Origin of the sequence: Pedococcus cremeus (genome assembly GCF_900111375.1) — a bacterium.
GTDB lineage: Bacteria > Actinomycetota > Actinomycetes > Actinomycetales > Dermatophilaceae > Pedococcus_A > Pedococcus_A cremeus.
The window spans coordinates 79,128-100,977 of the sequence record NZ_FOHB01000011.1 but is presented as its reverse complement, the minus strand read 5'-3'; the positions used below and the strand labels follow the sequence as shown (position 1 = coordinate 100,977).

Genomic DNA, 21,850 nt, shown 5'->3' with positions numbered 1-21,850 from the left:
TCCTTTCTCGACGAGGCGGTTCAGTGGGTGTGCGGCGCGGCGTCGTGGCCGGTCGCGGCAGAGGGGCTGCTGGGGGCGGGCGACACCCCCGTGCTGGGGGTCCTCGTGGCGCCGGGACGGTCGGTGCCGCCGGCCGTGGCCGACTCGCCGGCCGCGTCGGCGCGCACGGTGAACTCCGCTGTGCGGACGACGCCCTCGTGCTTGAAGTCGAAGTAGAGGCGGTACGCGCCGCCGCTCGGCACGGCGGCGGTGAAGTCGACGCGCGGGCCCGGCATGGTCGCACCGTTGCCGGGGTGGCCGCCGGGGTGCACATGGAGGTAGGCGAGGTCACCGGCCCGCAGCGCCACCAGGTGCCCATAGGCGCCCAGGTAGGGCTCGAGGTCCTTCACCGGCCTGCCACCTTGGAGCACCGCGAGCACCACCGGCGACTCCTGGCCCGGCGTCAGCCGGCCGCTCAGCTGCACGGTGTAGTCGCCCACGGTCGCCGTGTCCGTCACCGGGGGGAGCGCGCTCGGCTGGTAGTCCCCGGGCACTGCGAGGTCGGCTCCCAGCGTCACCGGGTCACCCGCGGCCGGCACGAAGTCGGCGAAGACGCGGTAGGTACCGGGCACTGCAAGGTTCACCGGGCTGGTCCACCGCCCGGCCCGGTCACGCACCGGGTGCAGGTGCTGGTATCCACTCAGGTCACGGCGCACCACGATGAGGTGCAGGTCTTTGCCGTGGGCCGGGGTGTAGTCGCGCAGCGGCGACCCGTCCGGGCGCAGCACCGTGAACGACAGCCTCGCCGTGGGTGAGGCGGTCACCCGGTCGGCGTCCAGCTGCAGGGTGTAGCCGGCCGCGGACACCATGAGGCCCCCCGGCAGGCGGTCCGAGGGGCTGGTCGCACCGGGCTGGGCATGGCCGGTGCCGCCGGATGCAGCGTGGTCGGAGCCACCGTGGCTGGCACCAGGGCCGCCGGAGTGGTCACTGACCGGTTCGCCGATCGGTCCGACGGCCTTGCCGGCGGCGGCTCCGCCGGTGAAGACGGCCGACAGCGCGACCGCGAAGAGGCCGATGGTGGTCACGGGCTTCATGGCTTTCCTCCTGGGTTGGGGGTGGGGGCCGGTGCCCTGTCAGGGGCGGCTCAGGCGACGTTCTCAACCAGATACCCCCGTACCGTATGCCGCCGTTTTGCCGTCAACAAGGCATCGCGAGACCTCCACGGCGCCAAAACACCGCTGTGCAAGGGGATGGACAGCGCTTGGACAGCGGTCGACAACTCTTGGGTTCCAGACTTGGAGACGGCTACCCCGGTGGGGTATCAGAGAACCGCAACCGCTCGAGGAGAACCATGAGCACCCAGGAGACCGCCTCCGAGGCCGCAGGACCGGCCACCCCCGCCGCGACTCGCATCACCGTCGTGGAGAACGGGCCGCTCCAGGTCAAGGGCGACGTCGAGCTCGTCGACCACGACGGCAACGCGTACCAGACCCGGCGGACGGTCTTCCTCTGCCGCTGCGGGCAGTCAGCCAGCAAGCCGTTCTGCGACGGCTCCCACGTCCGCACGCAGTTCAGCGCCTCCGAGCGGGCCGGCTCGACGAGCTGATCCGACCACCACCATCCACCCAGATCCGACACCCGGCACCCATGCCGACAAGGAGAGAGAAATGAGCACCACCATCGCGTCGCGGCGCTGGAAGGGCCTAGCCCTCATCGCCGCGGCTCAGTTCATGGTCATCATGGACACCTCGATCATCGGGGTCGCCCTGCCCAAGATGCAGGCCGACCTCGGCTTCAGCCAGGAAGACCTCTCCTGGGTCTTCAACGTCTACGTCGTGGCCTTCGGCGGGCTGCTGCTCCTCGGCGGCCGCCTGTCCGACCTGTTCGGCGCGCGCAGGATCTTCACCACGGGCTGGCTCGTCCTGCTGGCGGGCTCCGTGGTGGCCGCAGTCGCCAGCACTCCTGCGGTCGAGCTCGCCGGCCGAGCGGTCCAGGGCGCCGGCGCAGCGCTGATCGCGCCCTCCGCGCTGACCCTGCTGATGATGACGTTCGGCGCAAACCCCAAGGAGCTCACCAAGGCGCTCGCGCTCTACGGCGCCGCGGCGCCGGCGGGCGGCACGGCGGGCGTCTTCCTCGGTGGCGTCATCACCGAGTACCTGTCCTGGCCCTGGGTGTTCTACCTCAACGTGCCGATCGCCGTGCTCGTGCTGCTCGCAACGCCCGCCCTGCTGCCGGCCGGTGGTGCCCGCTCCGGGTCGATCGACCTGCTCGGCGCCCTCACCGTGACCGGCGGCCTCGGCACCGCGGTGTATGCCGTGGTCCGGGCTCCCGAGGTCGGCTGGGCCTCGACGTCGACCTGGGTCGCACTGGCGCTCGCCGCGGTGCTGCTGGTCGGCTTCTTCGTCATCCAGCTCTCGCGTCGTGAGCCGCTCGTGCGGCTCGGCATCTTCCGCACCCCGAACCTGGGCGCGGCCAACCTCGCCCAGCTGCTCCTCGGCGGCGCCTGGATCCCGATGTGGTTCTTCCTGAACCTCTACCTGCAGCAGGTGCTCGGCTACAGCGCGTTCCCTTCCGGCGCCGCGCTGCTGCCGATGACGGCCCTCATCATGCTCGGAATGGTCGCGCTGGCCCCGAAGGCCATCGCCGCGTTCGGGCCCAAGGCCATGGTGGTCGCCGGCATGCTGCTGCTGGCCGCCGGCCTCGGCTGGCTGTCCTTCGTCCGACCCGACGGGTCCTTCTGGGTCGATGTGCTGCCCGCATCGCTCGTGGCGGCCCTCGGCATGAGCCTGGCCTTCATCCCCTCGCTCGGCACGGCGATCAGCTCGGCGCGGCCCGAGGAGGGCGGCCTGGCCTCCGGCATCGTGAACGTCAGCTACCAGGTGGGCTCCGCCCTGGGCCTGGCCGCCATGACCGCGATCGCGGCTGGGGCGGGCGCCGGACAGCTCGGCGACGCCCGGGCGCTCACCGACGGCTTCTCCGCGGCGTTCGTCGGCGCGGCCGTCATCGCCCTGGTCGGGGCCCTGGCCGCCGCCGCGACGCTGCGCACCCCTGCCCCTGAGCCGGTCGCCGAGCCGGTCCACGGCTGACGCCGCCAGACCCTCCCCCACCGGCACCACCGGAACCCACGACCGTGCCACGTCCGTGGCCGCGGCGGATCCAACCGGGGCCGCCGACACCCCCCGTCCCGAAGGAGGACACCATGAGCCAGACCACCTACACCGTCGCCGGCATGACCTGCGGCCACTGCGTCGCCTCGGTCACCGAGGAGATCGAGCAGGTCCCAGGCGTCACCGACGTCGACGTCGACCTCGCCAGCGGAGCGGTCACCGTCACGAGCGACACCCCGGTCGACGAGAGCGCCGTGCGAGCCGCCGTCACCGAGGCCGGCTACTCCCTGGCCGACGCCTGAGCCACCCGGGTCCGGCGGCCCATCGCCGCCGGGCCTGCGGCTCGACCCACCCCTTGGAAGGACAACCATGACCGACATCCAGCAGATCCAACACGTCACCGACGCCGACTTCGAGGCTGAGGTGCTGCAGTCCGAGATTCCCGTCCTCGTGGACTTCTGGGCACCGTGGTGCGGCCCGTGCCTGCAGGTCGCACCGGTGCTCGCCGCCATTGCCGCCGACAACCCCGAGACACTGCGCGTCGTCAAGCTCAACGTCGACGAGAACCCCGTCACCGCAGCGCGCTACGGCATCACCGGGATGCCCACGATGAACGTCTACCGCGACGGCCAGGTGGTCATGACCATCACCGGCGCCAAGCCGCGGTACGCGCTCGAGGCCGACCTGGCCGGGTTCCTGGCCAGCCGTTCGGCGAGGGGGTCGGCACGGTGAGTGTCCGCGTGCTCGCCATAGGGGCGAGCGGCTACCTCGGTCGCGCCGTCACCCAGCACCTCCTCGAGGAGGATCACGGGGTCCTCGCCATGGTCCGTCAAGTGGAGGCACCCCCGGGCCCGCACGGGTCTCTGGCTTGATGAGTGCCGCCTGAAACGGCGGCTGATGCTGCGAGAACGTCTTTGGAGGTCTGGCATCGTCAGCCGCCATTTCGGCTGGGCGTTCGTACCGGCATGGGACGAGACCGGGTCCTCTTGGACTCACCTTCCTGGAGTGCGGTCTACCTTGGGGATCGTGACGAAAACCGTTCTGGTCACGGGGGGAGGTCGGGGTCTGGGTCGGGCCACTGCCGAGAAGCTGGCAGTTGTGGGACACCGGGTCATCCTGGTGGGCCGCAACCCAGCAGCCGCCGAGGCCGCCGTCGAGGAGATTCGCGGCAGCCACCCGCACGTCCAGGTCGAGGCGCGTTGGGTCGACCTGTCGTCGCTCGCGCAGGTCCGCGCTTTCACGACCACGGAGGCCGACCGTGGTGAGCCGGTCGACGTGCTGTTCCACATCGCTGGCGTCATGCAGACCAGCAAGACCCGTCGGCTCACGGTCGACGGCTATGAGGAGACGTTGGCAGTCAACGTGCTCGCGCCGTTCCTGCTCACCGCCCTGTTGCTGCCTGCCCTCGAACGGTCCGTGTCGGCGCGTGTCGTGACGGTCAGCTCCCGCTTGCACCTTCCGGGGTCACGTGGCGCCCCGGTCGACTTCGACTTCGACGACCCCCAGCTCGAGCGCGGCTACCACCCGGATCGCGCGTACAAGAACTCCAAGCTCGCCGTGTTGTGGTTCACCTATGAGCTGCAGCGCCGGCTCGGACCCCGGCGCATCACCGCCAACTCGGTCTGTCCCGGCTTCGTACCGACCACCGCGGCGGCGAGCACCACTGGTGTCATGCGGTTGCTGATGTCCTCCGTGATGCCACACATGCCGTTCGCCACCTCCGTTGACGAGGCGACGGACTCCCTCGTCTTCATGGCTGTCGACCCCTCGCTCGAAGGTGTCGGCGGGAAGTTCTTCGGAGAGCGGCATCCCATGGAGTCGAGCCCGCAGTCACGTGACACGGAGCAGAGCCGGCGCTTCTGGGAACTCGCCGAACGTCTCACCGGCTCCGCAAACGAACACTGATCACGCAGATACACCACGTGTGAAGACGGTGCGATCCGCCCCCACGCAGGCGCCCGTCTGCCAGGCAGGACGGCCCGGCCGAGTGGCCGGGCCGCCTGGGTGGGACAGACCGTCTACGGGGTCGGGTCGGCGTAGCTCCCGCCGTAGATGTCACTGTTGCCGAACGTGGCCGGGCATGACGCGAGGACGTCCGGCGCCGGCAACGGCGTCGAGGTGTAGAGCGAGGCGCGGTAGGCGTCGATCGCCGGGCAGTCCGCCGCGTTGCGCGTGTCGTTCCACACTCCGACGACGCCACTGTTGGTGGCGGCGGCATACACGTAGTCGCCGAGGAACTCGGCGGTCAGCGCGTTGGCGCTGCTGCCGCGCGGGTCACCGAGGGCGCCTCGGTGCAAGGCGGTCCAGCCAGTGGGCGCTCCCGCGACGATGTCCGCGTGCAGCACTCCTCCCACCAGCCCCCGAGGATCGGTGGTGTTGGTGCGGTAGGGCGTGGTGAACGAGTTGTGCACGACGTAGAGGTCCGTGCCGTCCGGCGAGACCGCCGGAGCCGTGTAGACGGGCCGGTCACCGGCCACGCCCGTCGGCACCGTCGCCGGCGCGCTCCACGTGGCGCCACCGTCCCGCGACCGCGTCAGCAGGATCTGCTCGTTGTTGAGCCCCGCCCGCGCGTCCGACCACGTCATGAAGATCTCGTTCGTGGCGTTGGTGCCGTTCGGCGCACCGTTCGCGATATCGACGCTGGGTCCGACCGCGAGGTCGACCCGGGCCCCCGCGACCCCGTCCATGACCGGACGACCCTGCACGGGGTCGAACACGCCCGGCGCCACTGCGGTGGACACGATGGTCGGTCCGGTCCAGTGGGCGCCGCCGTCGGTGGAGCGGTACATCATCTGGACGGTCTGGCCGCCTCGGGTGCCGACGCCGAAGACATAGGCGTTGCCGGTGCTGTCGGTCCGCACGGTGCACCCGTCGGCCTGCGCGTTGTTGCGGTTGTCACTGGCCGGGCCGACCTGCTTGGTCGTCCACGTCACGCCCCCGTCGCTCGAGCGGGCGACGGTCAGCGGGGTCGGGAACGCCTGCCCACGCGAGTTGCTGCGGAAGGACGCCCAGCACACGTAGACGTTCCCGAAGAACTTGCTCGACGCGGCGTTGTCGGCCCAGATCTGCTCCTTGTCGGAGAACGTCGTCGACGACTGCTTCGAGATGAGGACCGGTGAGCTCCATGCGTTCTTGTCACCTGACGCTGCGGCGGCCACGTCGTCCACCCGCGACACGGCGATCGCCTCGAACCCCTTGAAGGCAGCCTGCTTGCCGCTGTTGAAGCTCGCGGTCAGGTTGGCGTAGTAGAGGCGTGACCCGTTGGACCAGGAGAAGCTCCCGTCGACGCCGGGACGCGGGCCGAAGGCCAGGGCCGGGTCACCGTCGGACACGAGGCCTGCCTCGTAGTACTTCGGAAGCGTGCCGATCGGTCCCACGCCCGGGGTGCAGGGCGCCGGGCCGAGGCAGTTGCGGGCTGTCCAGCCGGTGTAGGTGGGCTGGGTCCACGACGAGCCGCCAGTGGAGGAGAAGTAGATCCCCGAGACGCCGACGCCCGGGGTGAAGGGGCAGGTGTTCGGCGCGCCGGCCGCGCAGGACTCCATGTCGATCTCGTCGTTGGATCCGGCCGCGACCACGGACGGGTTGTGCGCGTCGATCGCCACAGCCGGTTCGTTCTGCTTGTTCTGCGAGAAGGGTGTTGGCGGACTACCGACCGAGACCAGGGTGTCGCCCGTGGCGGCGGTGGCCACGGCCGTTCCGGTCAGAACTGCCGCGAGGGCGGCGACCACACTGGTGGCGATGCGCTTCGTTCTCATGGTTCCTCCACAACGGAAAGGCGGTGCTTCGGAACGTACGACCGCGCAAGCAGCCATGGCATGACGTATCCGGACTAGTACGGATACGGGAGGGGCTTCGCGACGGCGCTCGACGGAACCGTTGGGTGCGCTGCGGGGTCCAAGGGGCGTGAGGAACTCGACCCGGACCATGTTGACGCTCGCAGTGCTCGGCGCAGGTGCTTCTGCGCTCTTCCAGGGCGCGATCCCCGACGCAGCGCCGGCCAGCGCGGTGACCCCGGCGCCGCCCGGATCCGTCACCGCGGCGCTGGCCAGCCCTGTCACCCCGGTGCCGCCCGGCTCTGTCAGAGCCATCATCACGCTGCCCAGCACGACCGTGCGAGGCGGCTCGTCGCTGCCGGCGACGATCACGGTCGAGAACGACAGCGGCAAGCCGTTCCACATCCTGGGCTGTGGGTCGGTCTTCAGCGTTCTCCTGGTCGGCGAGGGTCACCGCCCGAGCCCGTCCTGGCCCCTCTGCGCCCAGGACATCATCATTCCGGCCGGAGTGAGCACCTACCCCGTCACCGTTGCGGCGGCATACCAGGAGTGCTCGATGGACGGTGGAAACGGGATGCCGGCCTGCGAGCGGGACGGTTCGATGGCGCCTCTACCTGCCGGGCGGTACCAAGCGACCACGGTCAGCGTGAGTCCCGACCTGCCCGTGCCGGCGCGCGTCCCGGTCACCGTGACGCCACGGTGACTAGGTTCGGTGCCATGTCATCCCTCGAGGACGTGGTGGACGAGGCGGCGGGCCGCACCGGCTTCTCCGGGGTGGTCCGCGTCGACCGTTCGGGCGTGACGGAGCTGGCAGCGGCATACGGGCTCGCCGACCGTGGCCACGGCATCCCGAACACGGTCGAGACCCAGTTCGCCACTGCGAGCGCGACGAAGAGCCTGACGGCACTGACGGTGATGGGTCTGGTCGAGCGTGGGGCCCTCGCCCTCGACACGACCGCCCGGTCGCTGCTCGGAGACGACCTGCCCCTGGTCGCCGACGACGTGACGGTCGAGCACCTGCTGGCACACCGGTCCGGGATCGGCGACTACCTCGACGAGGACGTCGTCGATGACATCACCGACTACGTGATGTCGGTGCCCGTGCACGAGCTCGCGACGACGGAGCAGTACCTGCCGGTGCTGGACGGCCACCAGACCGTCTTCCCCGCCGGCAGGCAGTTCGCGTACAACAACGCCGGCTACGTCGTGCTGGCGCTGCTGGCGGAACGGGCGAGCGGCGTGCAGTTCCACGAGCTGGTTCGCACCCTGGTCTGCGAGCCGGCAGGCATGGTGGACACCGCGTTCCTGCGTTCTGACGAGCTTCCCGGACGAGCCGCACGGGGCTACCTCCGTGTCGACGGCCTGGGGACCAACGTGCTCCACCTTCCCGTGGTCGGCAGCGGAGACGGAGGGATCTACTCGACGGCCGCCGACATCAGCTCCTTCTGGGACTCCCTCTTTGCCGGACGGATCGTCCCGCTCGAGCGGGTGGCCGAGATGGTGAGACCGCGCAGTGACTGGCCCGAGGAACACCGGCGCTACGGCCTCGGCTTCCACCTCCACGCGACGAACGACGGAGCCTTCATGGAGGGGTACGACGCGGGCGTGTCCTTCGCCAGCGTGCACCGACCTTCCTTCTCGGTCACCTACACCGTCATGTCGAACTGGTCTGACGGCGCCTGGCCGATCGTCCGGCTGCTCAGCGACCGGCTCGCCACCTGAAGCAGCACACCGGCGTCCGCGTCTCCCACGCGAACCGACGGCCGGCTCACCCGTCGACGAGCAGCCCCCGGACCGGTCCCTGCAAGCGGTCGGTACGGCGAGATGCATTGGGCAGCAGCGCAAGTCGGTGCGTGCGCGGCATACCCTCGCGTTGTCGCCGGCTCTGCTCCTCCGCGATCGGTCGCCACACCTCGTCCACGACGGTGTGCGGCTCCCCCTCGATGGCCTCGGCCGGGCGTTCGGTGTGCTCGGACCACAACCTCAGCCTCGTCTGCCGGGCCAGCGTCGGGTCGCACACCAGCACGTTCAGCTCGGTGTCGTTGAAGAGGGAGTGCTCGTTCAGGTTGGCCGAGCCGATGGTGAGCCAGCGGTCGTCGATGATGCCGACCTTGGCGTGCACGTACACCGGAGCGGACCTGTCACCCTCATGGGCGCTGATCGTGGTGGCGAGGAGCCGTCCCGCGCCCCCGTCTGCCTGCAGCAGCCGCCCGAGCTGACCGCGCGTGGTGTCCGCCCCGTTGTTGGGTTTCGCCGGCAGCAGGAGGACGACCCTGAAGTCGTCGTGCGGGGGTCGCGTGAGCTTCGCGGCGAGGACGTCGACCACTTCGGGGGACCACAGGAACTGGTTCTCGAGGTAGACCAGGCGCTCGGCTGAGCGCAGCGCCCGCAGGTAGGCCTCGAGGATCGTGAACTCGCCCTTCGGCGCGAAGCCGTAGGTGGTCTCCGGGACGGTGCGCAGCACCTGGGCCTCGATGTCCCCCACCGGCTCGGGCTCGACCGGCCATGGCAGCGGTTCACCGGCGACCTCACCCCATCGCTGGGTGAAGTGCCTGGCGACATCGGCAACGACCGGCCCGCGCAGGCGGGTGGCGGCGTCGTGCCACCCGAGGGGTGTGTGGGGCGGGTGCTGGGGGTCGTCGTGCCGGTCGCCCTGCAGGGCCGTGAGATCGATGCCACCCACGAAGGCGACCTCGTCGTCGATGATGATGATCTTCTCGTGGTGGCAGTGCATGGTGCGCTCGCGCTTGTCGAGCACGCACCGGACCCGGCTGTCCCTGACGAACTCGTCTCGAGCCCTCTCCACCATCGTGCGGGTGGGCTGGAACAGTGGCAGTGGCGGTCCCGCCCACAGCAGCAGGCGCACCGGCACACGCTCGGCCACCTCGGCCAGCAGGTCGCGCAGCGGGAGTGCACCGGGCCGACGCGTGAGCCTGAAGTCGGGCGACGCGTGCCACCCGGAGATGTGCACCGTGTGCCGCGCTGCCCGGATGGCGGCCTCCATCTCGGCCAGTGCCGACGTGCCGTCGATGAGCACCTCGACCGTGTTTCCGCCGCGCACCACCGCGCGCGTCGACCACCACCCCTCCTCACGGGAGGGGTTCAGGGCGTCGGACCAGCCCAGCCGCCGCAGCCGCGTCCGGTGGTGGTTGCGCAGGAGCGCCTCGAGAGCGTCGCCGGCCTTCGCGTCCGCCTGACCCAGCCAGGGCGTGTGCACCATGCAGCACATCGTGGCGTAGATCGGCCGTGCCCGCCGCAGGGGCGCAGCTGGTACCGCCGGCCGCCCCCCGCCAGGGGAGGCAGAACCGCCCGTCGAGCCTGACCCTCACCGGATGTAGATGGCGTCCCCGACCGGGCGCTCCCCCGTCGCGTCGGACGGGTGGCTGATGAGCCGGCCGTCGCTGGCCATGGCCGTCGAGCCGCCACCGTCGAGGTTGATCGCGTCCTGCATGCCGAGGGCCTTCGAGACCTGCGCGGTCTCGGGGATCGACAGGCCCAGCTGGTCGGGCTGTCGGCCGTCCACGGTCACGAGGAGCGTGCGGCCCTGGCCGTCGACGCCCGCGAAGGTACGCGGGTTGCGCTGCAGCACCCACCCGTAGGCGAAGGACGGGTCACCCGGGTGCACCATGCCGTCCTGCGCCTGGGTGATGTGCAGCGCGCCGCTGCGCAGCAGCTGCGGTCCCCCGTTGATGACATTGACCCCGGGCCGCACCAGCTGCCCACCCTGCGGCGTGGTGAGCGTGAGTCGGAGCTGCGCCTGCTCCCCTTGCCGCAGGCGTGCGATCGCCTCGGCGAGGGAGCCGGTGCCCTGGACCGACCGCTCACCCCGCCCGAGCACGGTGCCGCGTTCGTCCATGACCCGTACGACCCGGTCCTGACGGTCGAGGACCACCTCGGCGCCCGGCCCGCTCGGCGTGGAGGCACCGAAGACGGGGGTGAAGGCGACCAGCTCATCCGGGTCGGTGCAGGTCACGTCGTGCAGCGGGCGGAAGGTCGGCTGGTCGGAGGGGTCGCCACCGCAGTTGCGGATCAGGCCGGGAACCCGGTTGAGGCCGTCGAGGCGCAGGGTCTTCCCACCCGTGCGCAGGGTGCCGCGCCACTCGGGACGGACGACCGCGGTGTGCCGCGCGGTCTCGTGGAGGACCAGGGCGGGTCGGCCGGCGACCATCTCCGACTCGAGTGCTCCGTCGTAGACGCCCACTCCAGCGGGGTCGCCAGGCGCCCCTGCGTTGGGGTCGAGCACGAAGAAGCCCGCATTGACCGCTGCCTTGGCGTGCGCGTAGGCGCTCAAGGCGGTCGTCGTCTCGCGGTTCTCGAGGTCCGGGCCGAAGGTCCCGCCCAGGTCGCCGCGGAAGGTCCTCGGGTCCACCGTCAGCACGTTGACGGCCCAGTGCCCCTTGTCGAGGCTTCCGCCGTCCCAGCCGGAGTACCACGAGCGACCGGAGAACCCGGCAGCCTTCAGGCGGGCGACGTCCTGGTCGGCCGCGGACTTGCTCGCGAACTGGTCGGTCAGGCGGACGCGGTAGCCGATCACTCCTGCTGGGACGTCCGCGACCGCCGGTTGACGCACAGGCTGTGCCTCCGCGTCGAACCCCGCCTCGTCCAGCCGTCGCACCAGGTCCTGCGCACTCGCCTCGTCCTGCACCGACCGCGGTGGTGCGTCCGGGTCCGGGCTCGATGCAGACGACGGGATGCTGAGCTCGACCACCCAGGGCGTTGCGACGTCGAAGGCGCCCCTCTCGATGCGGGTCAGGGTCACGCCCGGTTGGAGCACGGTGGTGGACCGAGTCTCCGGCAGGCCCGGCAGCCCCAGTGGCAGCCCCTCCCCCTCGGTCACCATGTCACCGGTCGACGGGACCGACCGTGCCGAGCTCGCCGACTGTGCCGAGCTCGCCCCCAGGGCCACCCCTCCCAGTGCGAGGACGGTTGCTGCGGACGTGACCATGACTCGAGACACCATGTGGTCACCGTGCCCACGACGGCCGACGCCAACCGAGGGGCCGGGCAAACATTCGGCAAAGACTTGCCCAGCACCCCGAATCCGTGCGGTTGTGGACACGAACCGTCCGGTTCCCGTCCTACGGTGCCGCCATGGCCATCGCCCGCTTCCCCAGCATCGTCATCGACTGTCCCGACGCCAAGGCTCTCGCGTCCTTCTACGGCGCACTGCTCGACTGGGAGGTCAAGACCTCCGACGGCTGGGCGGAGGTCCGCGCCGACTACGGCCAGTGCATCTGCTTCCAGCAGGTGGCGGACTACTCGCCGCCCCGCTGGCCGGGCCAGGAGCTGCCCCAGCAGATGCACCTCGACGTGATGGTCGAGGACCTCGACCGGGCCGAGGCCGAGGTGCGCGCTCTCAGAGCCACCCGCCACGAGCACCAGCCGGGCACCTCGTTCCGGGTCTTCCTCGACCCAGCGGGACACCCGTTCTGCCTCTGCGTCGACTGAGCGGCAGACGAGAGGTATGCCGCGTGGCCGGGGCCCGCGGCATACCTCCCCTTCCATGGTCGGCGGCCGCCTGACGGCGGCATCCGGTGCACGCTCAGGTCAGGAACGGCTCCGACGGGTCTGGCGGTCGTTGGCCTTCTGGATCGCCTCGACGAGCTCGTCCTTGCTCATCCTCGAACGTCCCTGCACCCCGAGACGCTTGGCGATGTCGTAGAGGTGCGACTTGGAGGCGTTGGCGTCGACGCCACCCGCGGTCTTCCCACCGCTGCGCGCGCTGGCGCCACCCTTGGCCGCCTGGTGGTCCGAGGGACCCTTCTCGCCCTTCTCCTCCCAGTGGTCTCCCACCTTCTCGAAGCTGTGCTTGAGGGAGGCGAAGGCGGTGCGGTGCGCCCGCTCCCCCTCGCCGTACTCCTCGACGGCCGAGTCATGCGTCTTGGACCAGGTCTCCTGAGCCTTGCGTGACGAGCGACGCAGGGTCGAAGGCAGCTCCTCCTTGGCCGGCATGGCGGTCCTCCTCGTTCGGTGCTGAGGTTCTGTCGTGGTGCGCACCGCGCGTCGACCGACAAGCGGTGCCACCGCCATGCTCACGCGTCTCCCGCCGGTCCGCACCTCCACCGCCGTCGAGCGCAGCACCACGCGCTGGCCAGCGAGGAACCTCACATTTCGGTCAGATGGCTCACGAATTCCCAATCGCGCGGCCCGGCTTCGGGCCCGGTGTTACGGTCGGGCAACGGACCGCCGCTGGACGGGAGGGCAGACGGTGCCGACTCCAGCCGTCCCCGGGCCGGAAGCCCTGCATGGCGACGCCAGACGTGCAGAGGCAGCCGAAGAGCGATACCGCAGGCTCTTCGAGACGATGCTCCACGGGGTGGTCTACCAGGACACCACGGGCACGATCATCGCGGTCAATCCAGCTGCCGCCGAGATCCTGGGTGCGCCCTCGGAGGCACTGGTCGGTCTGCGCTCCGACGACCCCTCGTGGGCCGCCACGCACCAGGATGGCTCGCCCTTCCCCGGCTCCGAGCACCCCGCGATGGAGGCGCTGCGCACCGGCGAGGTGGTGCCCGACGTCGTCATGGGTGTGGCCCACGGTCGGACCGGTGAGCGCCGCTGGCTGCTGGTCACCGCCGTCCCCGACGCGTTCGACGAGCGCGGTGTGCCGCAGCGCGTCTACACGATGTTCACCGACATGACCGAGCAGCGCCGCGCCGCAGGGGCGTTGCGCGAGTGGGACCGCTTCCTCCGCCGCCTGCGCGACACCAACGTCCTGGGGTTCGTGTTCGCCGACGAACGGCGGATCATCGAGGCCAACGAGGCGTTCCTCAGCATGGTCGGATACGACCGGTCGGACCTGACCGCGGGCCGGGTCGACTGGCGCACCATGACCCCGCCGGAGTGGGCCCCGATGGATGACGCGGCCATCGCGCAGATGCGGGCCAACGGGTCCTGCCGGCCGTTCGAGAAGGAGTTGCTCGACGCGCAGGGCCGTCGGGTGCCCGTGCTGATCGGTGCCGCCGTCACCGGCCTCGAGCCGCTGGCCTGGGTCACCTTCGTGGTCGACCTCAGCGACCGCAAGCGGGCCGAGGAGGAGCGAGCCTCCCTCATCGCGAGCGCCCTGGAGGCCCGCTCCGAGGCCGAGCGGGCGGACGACCGGCTCCAGTTCCTGCTCCGGGCCGGCGCGCTGGTCGCAGCCGCTCGCGACAGCGACGACCTCCTGCAGCACGCCACCCGCCTGATGGTGCCGACCCTCGCGGACTTCGCGGTGGTCTTCACCCCGGACCGCGAGGGCGCCCTCCAGCTCGCCGTCGGCGAACGGCTCGACGAACCCGATGCGCAGGTGCTGCTGGACGTCCTCCACGGTGCACTCGACTGGGACGACGCGCCGTCGCTGCGGGTCGCGAGAGACCACGGCCAGAGCCGGCTCGTCCGCGACCTCGGACCGCACCTGGTGGCCACCCTCCCCCACCTCACCCCAGCCGCACGGGCAGCGGCACAGAGCCTGCAGGGCGCCAGCCTGCTCACCGCTCCGCTGAGCGTCGGAACGCAGCGCCTGGGGGTGCTGGTCGTGGGCCGCAGCGTGGGGCGCGTCGCCTTCGCCGAGTCCGACGTCCCCGTGGTGGAGGAGCTCGGGCGCCGTCTCGCCGTCGGGCTCACCAACGCGCGGGCGTTCGCCCGCGAGCACGGTGTCGCGGAGACCCTGCAGCGGTCCGTGCTTCCCGACTCCCTGCCGGCCGCGCCCGGGCTCGACCTGGCCGTGCGCTACCTCCCCGCCACGGAAGGTGTGGGGGTCGGGGGTGACTGGTACGACGCCTTCCCGCTCGGCGGGACGCTGTTCGCGCTGGTGATCGGGGACGTCGTCGGCCACGACCTCGGCTCGGCCTCGGCGATGAACCAGATCAGGAACACCCTGCGGGCGTATGCCGTGGAGGAGGCCGACCCGGCCTCCGTCCTCCGGCGCACCAACACGGCCCTGGCCAAGCTCCATCCCGATGCCCTCGCCACCGTCTTCTACGCCGTGCTCGACCGCGCCAGCGGCGAGCTGTCGTTCGCCAACGCGGGGCACCCACCGGCCCTCGTCGCGACGAAGGAGGGCGCGGCATACCTCTTCGAACCCGCCGGCCTGATGCTCGGCGTCGACCCCGACGCCACGTTCACCACCGGCCGGGTACGCCTCGACACGGAGTGCGCGGTGCTCCTGTACAGCGACGGGCTCGTCGAGGACCGGACCCGCCCCATCGACGACGGGCTCGACGCCCTGGCCCGCGCCTTCTCCGGACACCGCGGGTCGAGCGCCGAAGCCGTCTGCCAGGCCGTGGAGGCCGCTCTCCTGACCGGTGCCTCCCGGTCCGACGACGCCTGCCTCCTCGCCGCGGTGTGCGTGCGCGTGACCGGCGACGGGGCCACGGTTCCCGGCTCGGCTCCGGTGGTGGTGCTGGCCTGAGGCGCAGCCGTCGGTCCTTGGTGTCAGGAGCCGGGTGTCATCGGCCGGGTGTCAGCTTCCGGTGGTCAGGTCGTGCTGGGCGGCGCGCATCGGGGAGCTGCTGGCCGCCAGGCTGTCGCCGGCGGCCACCGGCGACCACTCCTCGGCTCCGGCGTTCTCCAGCAGGAGGACCGCCAGGTCGTCGGCGAAACGGGCTGCCGGGACGTGCCGGCGCACCTCGTCCAGCAGCTCGTCGAGGGCGTCCTCGATATCGGCCGAGCGCAGCAGCTCCGCCAACGGCAGCAGCGGCAGGAACTCGTCGTCGCCGTCACGGGCCTCGCTCAGCCCGTCGGTGTAGAGGAGCACCCGGTCACCCAGCGACCACGGTCGCGTGGCCGGCTCGTAGTCGGTGCCGAGCCCGAGCGGGAGACCGACCGGGGCCTCGATGAAGGTCGGCTCACCGTCGCGCGGCACGAGCAGCGGTGGCGGGTGCCCACAGTCGACGAGGGTGACGTGGCCCTGGTCGGTGAGCTGCACGAGCGCAGCGGTGGCGAACTCCTCCTCGTCGAAGAAGGGCATGAGGTACCTGCTCATCTGCGCGGCGATGGCGGCGAGGTCGCCGCCGGCGGCCGCGGACTGCCGAAAGGCCCGGATGACCCGCGCTGCCTGCTCCACCGCTCCCAGCCCCTTGCCCCGGACGTCGCCCACGAGGAAGCAGATCCGCTGGTCGGCGTGGAACCAGTCGAACAGGTCGCCGCCGACGAGAGTGTCCTCGGAGGCCGAGAGGTAGCGTGCTCCGGTCGTCACCGACCCGACCCGGGGCGGGATCACCGGCAGGATGGTCCGCTGGGCCACCTCCGCGATGCGCTCCACCCGGGCGAGCCGCCTCTCGCGCCGCACCCGCACCGCGGCCACCGCCACCGCGGCCACGCTCACCAGGGCGACGTCGATGACGCGGACCCACATCTGGGGGGTTCCCCACTGACCGCCCCAGACGTTGGAGCCGACCGCCAGTACGACGGCGCCGACGGCGTAGCCGGCCGTCGGCACGGTGGGCAGCACCGAGCAGGCGATGAGCGGCGAGATGGCGTACAGCACCGCGAGCACCAGCAAGTCCGAGGTGGTCACCACGTCGACCAGGAGCACGCCCGCCAGCCAGACCGCCGCGAGGACGGCACCCAGCCAACGGCCGCGGTCCCGGCTGCTCACGGCACGTCACCGGCCCAGCTGAGGCGCACGCCGAGGACCGTCGTGGGGTGCCCGAACGACCGCGCACGAGGAACCGGCGTCACACCTGCATCCTCGCGCAAAGTCACGTCAGCCGAAGGACATCTGCCACCATCTCGTGTCCCCTAGCCTCGAAGGCGACATCGCCGACCTGGTGCGCCCAGCACGCCGTACCCACCGCTTCGCGCAGCAGGCTGCGGCGCCAGGCGCCCGGCTCTCGGGGGTCCTCCCCGTAGCCGTGGACGAACGCCGCCTCGAGGTCCGGGCGCCCCCGGAACTGCTGGGCGGCCAGCCGGGCAAAGTAGGTGTGCGCGGGACGCCAGTCAGCCCGGCCGAAGTCGATCACCCGCACGTCGTCGCCGTGCCGCAGCCAGTTGCGGGGCTGCCAGTCGCCGTGGGTCGGCACGAGAACCGTTGCCTGACAAGGGAAGTCGGCCACATGAGCACGCAGCTCCACCTCCGTCGCGCCGTCGATGCGGTGCGGACCGTCGAGCCACTGGAGGGTCCTGGCGTTCTGCTGGCGCTCGTAGTCCTCGTCGATGTGCGACGCCTGGGCGTGCAGCACTGCCAGGAGCTCACCGGCCTGCGCGTAGGTCGACGGGTCACCCTCGGCCCGGGTCCCGAGCACCAGCTCGCCGTCGAGGTGCTCGGTGACGAGCAGGTTGGCCGCCTGGTCGGTCCAGAGCAGCCGCGGCGCCCGGCCCCGACCGGAGAGGGCGGCGACCCACTGGCGGTGGGCGGCGATCTCCCGGCCGATGTGGTGGTTCCCCGGCCCGGCCGCCTTCACCACGACCTCGCGAGCGCCGGTCCGAGCGTGGAGCACGACCGTGTCGGTCAGCCCCCAGCTCCAGTCCGCCAGGACCTGCAGGTCCGGAGCCCACTGGCGCAGCACGGTCGCCTGCTCGTCCGAGACCCCTCGTGGTTCCAGCACGTGCCGGACCCTACCCGCCACGACTCCGACTCCGGCTCCGGCTCCGGCCAAGCCGGGACCATCGGCCCGGGCCCGCACCGCTCCGCCTGCCTAGCGTGGAGACGCCGGATGACAGCGCTGGCCCGCGAGGGCCGAGCCGCTGGACACCGTCGAACGCTGAGCACCATCGAGCTCCCTGGAGGTGAGCGCCGTGTCCCACACCGCCGTCCTTTTCAGCCGAGGCAGTCATGGCGTCGCGTAGGGCGCCCGCGGCGCCGGCTCCCGTCGAGGTCACCCAGCGGGGAGAGGTCCCGGCCGGGGCCGCAGACCATGCCCGCAGCAAGGTCGAGCACGTCGTGCGGCTGGCCCACGAGCCGATCCTGGCGGCCCGGGTGGTGCTGACCATGTCACCCGACCCTGCGGTGGAGCGCAGCGCTCGCGCCGAGGCTTCCTTCGACGTCAACGGCACACCGGTGCGCGCCCACGCGGTCGCTGACGACATGTTCGCCGCCGTCGACCTCCTCGAGGAGAAGCTCGAGCGCAACCTGGTGCAGCACGGCGACCGCCAGCGGAGCCGGCACCGCTGGATCGGTGAGGCCAGCACCCACGAGTGGCGTCACGGCGACCTGCCGACCCAACGGACCGCCACCTTCCCTCGGCCACCCGAGCAGCGCGAGGTGGTGCGCCGCAAGTCCTTCGCCCTCCAGGAGCTGACGCCCGACGAGGCGGCCTTCGACATGGACCTGCTCGGTCACGACTTCTACCTGTTCACCGACCTGCGGTCCGGCAAGGACGCCGTGGTCTACCGCAATGGTGACGGCCGGTTCGCCCTCCAGGGCGACGTCGTGCCCTACGCCGAGCACGAGACCCTCGTGAGCGCCTCCAGCGCGGCACCGTCGCTGTCGGAGGCCGACGCGATCGCCCGGCTCAACCTGTCCGGCGAGGGCTTCCTGTTCTACCTCGACCCCGACAGCGGGCGCGGACGCGTCCTCTACCTGAGGTACGACGGTCACTACGGGCTGATCACCGCTGCCGAGAGCTGACCGGTACCGGCCGCTGCCCGTGGGGCAGAGCCGGCCCGGGGTCCGCGCCGCCCGTGGGCCGGAGGCCGTCAGAGGCCCAGGTCGCTGAGGCCGGGGTGGTCGTCGGGGCGCCGCCCCGGGGCGGGCCAGTGGAACAGGCGGTCCTGCTCCTCGATGGCCAGGTCGTTGATGCTGGCGTGACGGGCCACCATGAGGCCCTGCTGGTCGAACTCCCAGTTCTCGTTGCCGTAGGAGCGGTACCAGAGCCCGTCGGTGCCGCGGGACTCGTAGGCGAACCGCACCGCGATGCGGCTCTCGCCCCACGCCCACATCTCCTTGATGAGCCGGTAGTCGAGCTCACGCTCCCACTTCTGTCGCAGGAAGGCGACGATCTCCTCCCGGCCCCGGAGGAAGGTCGAGCGGTTGCGCCAGCGGCTGTCCGGTGAGTAGGCCAGCGACACCCGCTCGGGGTCACGGGTGTTCCACGCGTCCTCGGCGGCGCGCACCTTGGTGAGGGCGTCCTCGCGGCTGAACGGCGGCACGGGGGGTCGAGCGTTCACCTGTGGCCTCCTCGAGCGTGTCCGGCGGTGGTGGGCACCGGCTGTGCGCACTCCGGCTCTCCACCACCCAGAGTGCCCGGACGAGGGCGCCCGCGCATCCTCCGACGCCACACCCACCGAACGGCGGACTTCCGCTTTCTTTACTTTCCCTTTACTCTTTCTTGAATCGCAGCATACGCAGGCGGCGGGGACCGCCGGCGGGGTCGAGCAGGGGGTCACGATGCGGGCGATCAGCCAACGGGTTTCACGGATCACGTCGCGACGCGCACCGCGCGATGCCGCCCACGACGGCCACGCCGAGGAGCTGCCACCAGCCGACGAGCTGCGGCACGTACCCACGACGAGCCGGATGACGCTGCCGGAGCGTCTCGAGGGTCTGGAGGGCGCCGACGCGGACGGGCTTCTCATCACCCGCCAGCGCGCCGGGCTGTACGTCCTCTCCGACGCCTCGGGGCAGGTCGTGGGGCGCATCTCCGGCGACTACGTCGTCGGCTTCACCGCGACCTACCACGGCACGTCCGGGCTCTTCGCAGACCTCGAGACGGCCAAGGCCACGATCGCCGAGCTCCACATCCGCGAGGCCAGCGACTTCTGACCTACCCGCTGCCAAGCGCCTGAGCTCACCCGGCGCCCGGCGCCCCTGAGCTCACCCGGCGCCCGGCGCCCCTGAGCTCACCCGGCGCCCGGCGCCCCTGAGCTCACCCGGCGCCCGGCGGCGCCACGTCGACCTCGAACCACACCGTCGACCCCGTCGTGCTGCGATGCGCGCCGAAGGCACTGCTGAGGCTGCTCACCAGCTGCAGCCCCCGGCCCCGGGTCGCCGTGGCACCCTGCGACGAGCTCGTCGGCAGCCCGCGGCTTCCCGTGTCGCTGACGCTGCAGGTGAGCCGGAGGCCGTCGAGCTCGAGGCTGACGTGCGCGTCGGTGCTCGCGTGCAGCACGACGTTCGTCACGAGCTCCGAGAGGCCGGTCACGACGGCGAACTGGGCCTCCTCGTCGACGCCCCAGGCGGCCATCTGGGCGCGGGCCCAGTCTCGCGCCGGCCGCACCGCATCCGGCAGCGGAGGCACGACGAGGCTGGCGCGACGGTGCTCCAGGGAGCTGCGGCCGAGGGCCAGGAGCGCGCAGTCGTCCTCGAAGCCACCGGACGCGGCCATGCCCTCCACCACGCGCTGGCACACGCCGCGCGGGCTGTCGGTCGGCACCGAGTCCAGCAGGTCCAGCAGCCGCTCCTCCCCCTCGGCCAGTGTTCCCGACCGTCGCTCGAGCAGGCCGTCGGTGAACGCCAGCAGCACCTCCCCCACGTCGAGCTTGACGGTCTGCACGGGTCGCACACCGCCCAGCCCGAGCGGCGGACCGCTCACGAGGTCGACGATGTGGGCTCGGTCGGGGCGGTCGGGGTCGTCGGAGTGGTCGTCGGCCGCGTCACCCGGCTGGGTGCGACGGGACGGCATCAGCACCGGCGGGCAGTGACCGGCGCTGGCGAGAGTCACCTCGCCGGTGTGCGTGTCGAGCAGGCCGTAGAGCATGGTGACGAACAGCTCTCCGCCGAAACCGCCCCCCTGCCGTTGCGCCCCTCCCGTGCGGACGGCGTCGGGCCACAGGTCGTCCAGCCCGAGGACCAGCTCGTCGAGGGCCGAGAGCACCGACTCGGGCTCGGGGTCGGAGATGGCGGCGCCACGCGTCGCAGCCCGGATCTGGCCCATCACCGTCGCCGCGGCCACGCCACGCCCCATCACGTCACCGATCACGAGCACCAGGCGACCGTCCGAGATCGTGAACGCGTCGTAGAAGTCGCCCCCCGCGACGGCTCCGGTGGCCACCGGCTCGTAGCGCCCGGCCAGCGCGAAGGACCCCGACTGCGGGAGCCCCTGGGGCAGGAGCGCCCGCTGGAGCAGCTCCGCGGTGCTGCGCTCCCGGTCGAACAGGTGCGCCCGGGCGAGCGCCTGTCCCACCAGGGCAGCCGCGGACGCCAGCAGGGTGTGCGCGTCGGCGGGCAGCGGGTGCTGCTCCAGCCGCAGGACGACGGCGCCGGTGTGCCCGTCGGTGGGCAGCGGGATCACGGCCAGGTCGTCGTGCTGGGCGAGTCCACCCTCGCTGAGCGCCTCCTGCACGACCTCGCGCTCCGGGCCGCGCAGCGGCGTCCAGATCAACGGCAGCCGCTCCTCGAGCGGGGAGACCCGCTCGTCGGCTCGGTGCCGGGTGGCGCGCAGCTCTCCCGTGGGCGCCCCGGGTGCCAGCTCGTCGGGCAGGCACACCACCACCTCGACGGCCGGCAGCGTCAGCGCGATGTGGTGCAGCGCCGCCTTGCACACGTCGTCCACCGTGGCCGCGACGGCGAGCGACCCCGCCAGGCTGGCCAGCTCCTGCACCCGTTCGACGCCCTCGGTGGTCTCGAGCACCATGTGCAGCACGCCCACCACCGCGCCGCTGTCGTCGCGCACCGGCGACGCCGCCCGGGTGTAGTAGCCGTCGTCGAGCCGCAGCGGCGCAGGCCGCCCGCGCCGCAGCGACAGCCGCACACCGTTCTCGAGGAACGGCTCCCCCGTCTCGAGCACCCGTCGGAACGCCGCGCCCACGTTGGGCAGGTCCCACACCTCGGCCACGGCCTCGCGGGTCGGGCGTCCGAAGACGGCGGGGTGCTTGGAGCCGAGGAGCTCGGCGAACGCGTCGTTGTAGACCATCTCGAGCGCTGGTCCGTGCTGGTAGCACAGCGGAAGGGGCGACTCGAGGACGGTCGCTACGACGTGCTCGACCGCGGCCGGCCAGGCAGCTCTGGCACCGAGGGAGGTCGTGGACCAGTCACGTGCGCGCAGCAGCTCGGCCGCACTCGCTCCAGGACGCTGTTCCACCACCGAGAAGCCCACCCTCCGGCCATGATGACCACCGACGAGCGTAGACCCG

The 21,850-nt window shown here is 71.6% G+C and carries 20 protein-coding genes; 11 read left to right on the top strand and 9 right to left on the bottom strand.

The window, feature by feature from the left end; genetic code table 11:
• Positions 1-20 precede the first annotated feature (20 nt).
• Complete coding sequence (locus BMW78_RS18555) at positions 21-1,073, bottom strand: hypothetical protein (RefSeq protein WP_091762779.1); 1,053 nt, start codon at positions 1,071-1,073, stop codon at positions 21-23.
• A gap of 257 nt (positions 1,074-1,330) precedes the next feature.
• On the opposite strand from BMW78_RS18555, the gene BMW78_RS18550 reads away from it, so the two are divergent.
• From BMW78_RS18550 to BMW78_RS18530, 5 genes are all read left to right on the top strand, one after another.
• On the top strand, positions 1,331-1,585 hold the full coding sequence (locus BMW78_RS18550; RefSeq protein ID WP_091762777.1) for a CDGSH iron-sulfur domain-containing protein: 255 nt from the start codon (positions 1,331-1,333) through the stop codon (positions 1,583-1,585).
• 61 nt (positions 1,586-1,646) lie between these two features.
• Positions 1,647-3,065, top strand: coding sequence for an MFS transporter (locus BMW78_RS18545; protein WP_091762774.1), 1,419 nt, complete (start codon positions 1,647-1,649; stop codon positions 3,063-3,065).
• A gap of 113 nt (positions 3,066-3,178) precedes the next feature.
• Positions 3,179-3,388 carry a heavy-metal-associated domain-containing protein gene (locus BMW78_RS18540; RefSeq protein WP_091762772.1) on the top strand — a complete coding sequence of 70 codons (210 nt, stop codon included), beginning with the start codon at positions 3,179-3,181 and terminating at the stop codon, positions 3,386-3,388.
• A 76-nt stretch (positions 3,389-3,464) separates the two neighbouring features.
• Positions 3,465-3,818 (top strand): thioredoxin, encoded by a 354-nt coding sequence (gene trxA, locus BMW78_RS18535; RefSeq protein ID WP_281247103.1) that lies wholly within the window; start codon positions 3,465-3,467, stop codon positions 3,816-3,818.
• Between the two features lie 165 nt (positions 3,819-3,983).
• Positions 3,984-4,991: an SDR family NAD(P)-dependent oxidoreductase gene (locus BMW78_RS18530; protein WP_218144422.1), complete on the top strand. Its 1,008-nt coding sequence runs from the start codon at positions 3,984-3,986 to the stop codon at positions 4,989-4,991.
• Positions 4,992-5,104: 113 nt separating this feature from the next.
• On the opposite strand, the gene BMW78_RS18525 is transcribed toward BMW78_RS18530, so the two are convergent.
• Positions 5,105-6,841 carry a sialidase family protein gene (locus tag BMW78_RS18525; RefSeq protein ID WP_091762767.1) on the bottom strand — a complete coding sequence of 579 codons (1,737 nt, stop codon included), beginning with the start codon at positions 6,839-6,841 and terminating at the stop codon, positions 5,105-5,107.
• Between the two features lie 169 nt (positions 6,842-7,010).
• Between BMW78_RS18525 and BMW78_RS18520 the strand changes: the two genes are divergently transcribed.
• Positions 7,011-7,562, top strand: coding sequence for a hypothetical protein (locus BMW78_RS18520; RefSeq protein ID WP_091762765.1), 552 nt, complete (start codon positions 7,011-7,013; stop codon positions 7,560-7,562).
• Between the two features lie 14 nt (positions 7,563-7,576).
• Positions 7,577-8,581 (top strand): serine hydrolase domain-containing protein, encoded by a 1,005-nt coding sequence (locus tag BMW78_RS18515; protein ID WP_091762763.1) that lies wholly within the window; start codon positions 7,577-7,579, stop codon positions 8,579-8,581.
• A 46-nt stretch (positions 8,582-8,627) separates the two neighbouring features.
• On the opposite strand, the gene BMW78_RS18510 is transcribed toward BMW78_RS18515, so the two are convergent.
• Together BMW78_RS18510 and BMW78_RS18505 are read right to left on the bottom strand one after the other, a co-directional pair.
• A complete protein-coding gene (locus BMW78_RS18510) occupies positions 8,628-10,079 on the bottom strand; it encodes a phospholipase D-like domain-containing protein (RefSeq protein WP_091762761.1) in 1,452 nt (483 codons plus the stop codon).
• Between the two features lie 105 nt (positions 10,080-10,184).
• Entirely contained in the window at positions 10,185-11,819 is a 1,635-nt protein-coding gene (locus tag BMW78_RS18505; protein WP_091762759.1) for a phosphodiester glycosidase family protein, read from the bottom strand.
• 131 nt (positions 11,820-11,950) lie between these two features.
• Between BMW78_RS18505 and BMW78_RS18500 the strand changes: the two genes are divergently transcribed.
• Positions 11,951-12,307 (top strand): VOC family protein, encoded by a 357-nt coding sequence (locus BMW78_RS18500; protein WP_091762756.1) that lies wholly within the window; start codon positions 11,951-11,953, stop codon positions 12,305-12,307.
• A 99-nt stretch (positions 12,308-12,406) separates the two neighbouring features.
• Here BMW78_RS18500 and BMW78_RS18495 read toward each other — a convergent pair whose 3' ends face one another.
• Positions 12,407-12,811, bottom strand: a complete 405-nt coding sequence (locus tag BMW78_RS18495) for a ChaB family protein (protein ID WP_091762754.1) — start codon at positions 12,809-12,811, stop codon at positions 12,407-12,409.
• 76 nt (positions 12,812-12,887) lie between these two features.
• Here BMW78_RS18495 and BMW78_RS18490 point away from each other — a divergent pair, with 76 nt between their 5' ends.
• The gene (locus BMW78_RS18490) at positions 12,888-15,248 is read left to right on the top strand and encodes a SpoIIE family protein phosphatase (protein ID WP_143056335.1); all 2,361 of its coding nucleotides are present in this window, start codon (positions 12,888-12,890) and stop codon (positions 15,246-15,248) included.
• A gap of 51 nt (positions 15,249-15,299) precedes the next feature.
• Here the strand turns inward: BMW78_RS18490 and BMW78_RS18485 are convergent, their stop codons facing one another.
• Positions 15,300-16,436, bottom strand: a complete 1,137-nt coding sequence (locus tag BMW78_RS18485) for a PP2C family protein-serine/threonine phosphatase (RefSeq protein ID WP_091762750.1) — start codon at positions 16,434-16,436, stop codon at positions 15,300-15,302.
• A 103-nt stretch (positions 16,437-16,539) separates the two neighbouring features.
• The gene (locus BMW78_RS18480; RefSeq protein ID WP_245735978.1) at positions 16,540-17,385 is read right to left on the bottom strand and encodes a phosphotransferase family protein; all 846 of its coding nucleotides are present in this window, start codon (positions 17,383-17,385) and stop codon (positions 16,540-16,542) included.
• 227 nt (positions 17,386-17,612) lie between these two features.
• Here BMW78_RS18480 and hpf point away from each other — a divergent pair, with 227 nt between their 5' ends.
• On the top strand, positions 17,613-18,407 hold the full coding sequence (hpf, locus tag BMW78_RS18475) for a ribosome hibernation-promoting factor, HPF/YfiA family (protein ID WP_091762748.1): 795 nt from the start codon (positions 17,613-17,615) through the stop codon (positions 18,405-18,407).
• 68 nt (positions 18,408-18,475) lie between these two features.
• Here the strand turns inward: hpf and BMW78_RS21275 are convergent, their stop codons facing one another.
• On the bottom strand, positions 18,476-18,946 hold the full coding sequence (locus BMW78_RS21275; protein WP_245735976.1) for a nuclear transport factor 2 family protein: 471 nt from the start codon (positions 18,944-18,946) through the stop codon (positions 18,476-18,478).
• Positions 18,947-19,166: 220 nt separating this feature from the next.
• Between BMW78_RS21275 and BMW78_RS18465 the strand changes: the two genes are divergently transcribed.
• On the top strand, positions 19,167-19,541 hold the full coding sequence (locus tag BMW78_RS18465; protein WP_245735974.1) for a hypothetical protein: 375 nt from the start codon (positions 19,167-19,169) through the stop codon (positions 19,539-19,541).
• Between the two features lie 103 nt (positions 19,542-19,644).
• Here the strand turns inward: BMW78_RS18465 and BMW78_RS18460 are convergent, their stop codons facing one another.
• Positions 19,645-21,798 carry a SpoIIE family protein phosphatase gene (locus BMW78_RS18460; RefSeq protein ID WP_143056334.1) on the bottom strand — a complete coding sequence of 718 codons (2,154 nt, stop codon included), beginning with the start codon at positions 21,796-21,798 and terminating at the stop codon, positions 19,645-19,647.
• Positions 21,799-21,850: the final 52 nt, after the last annotated feature.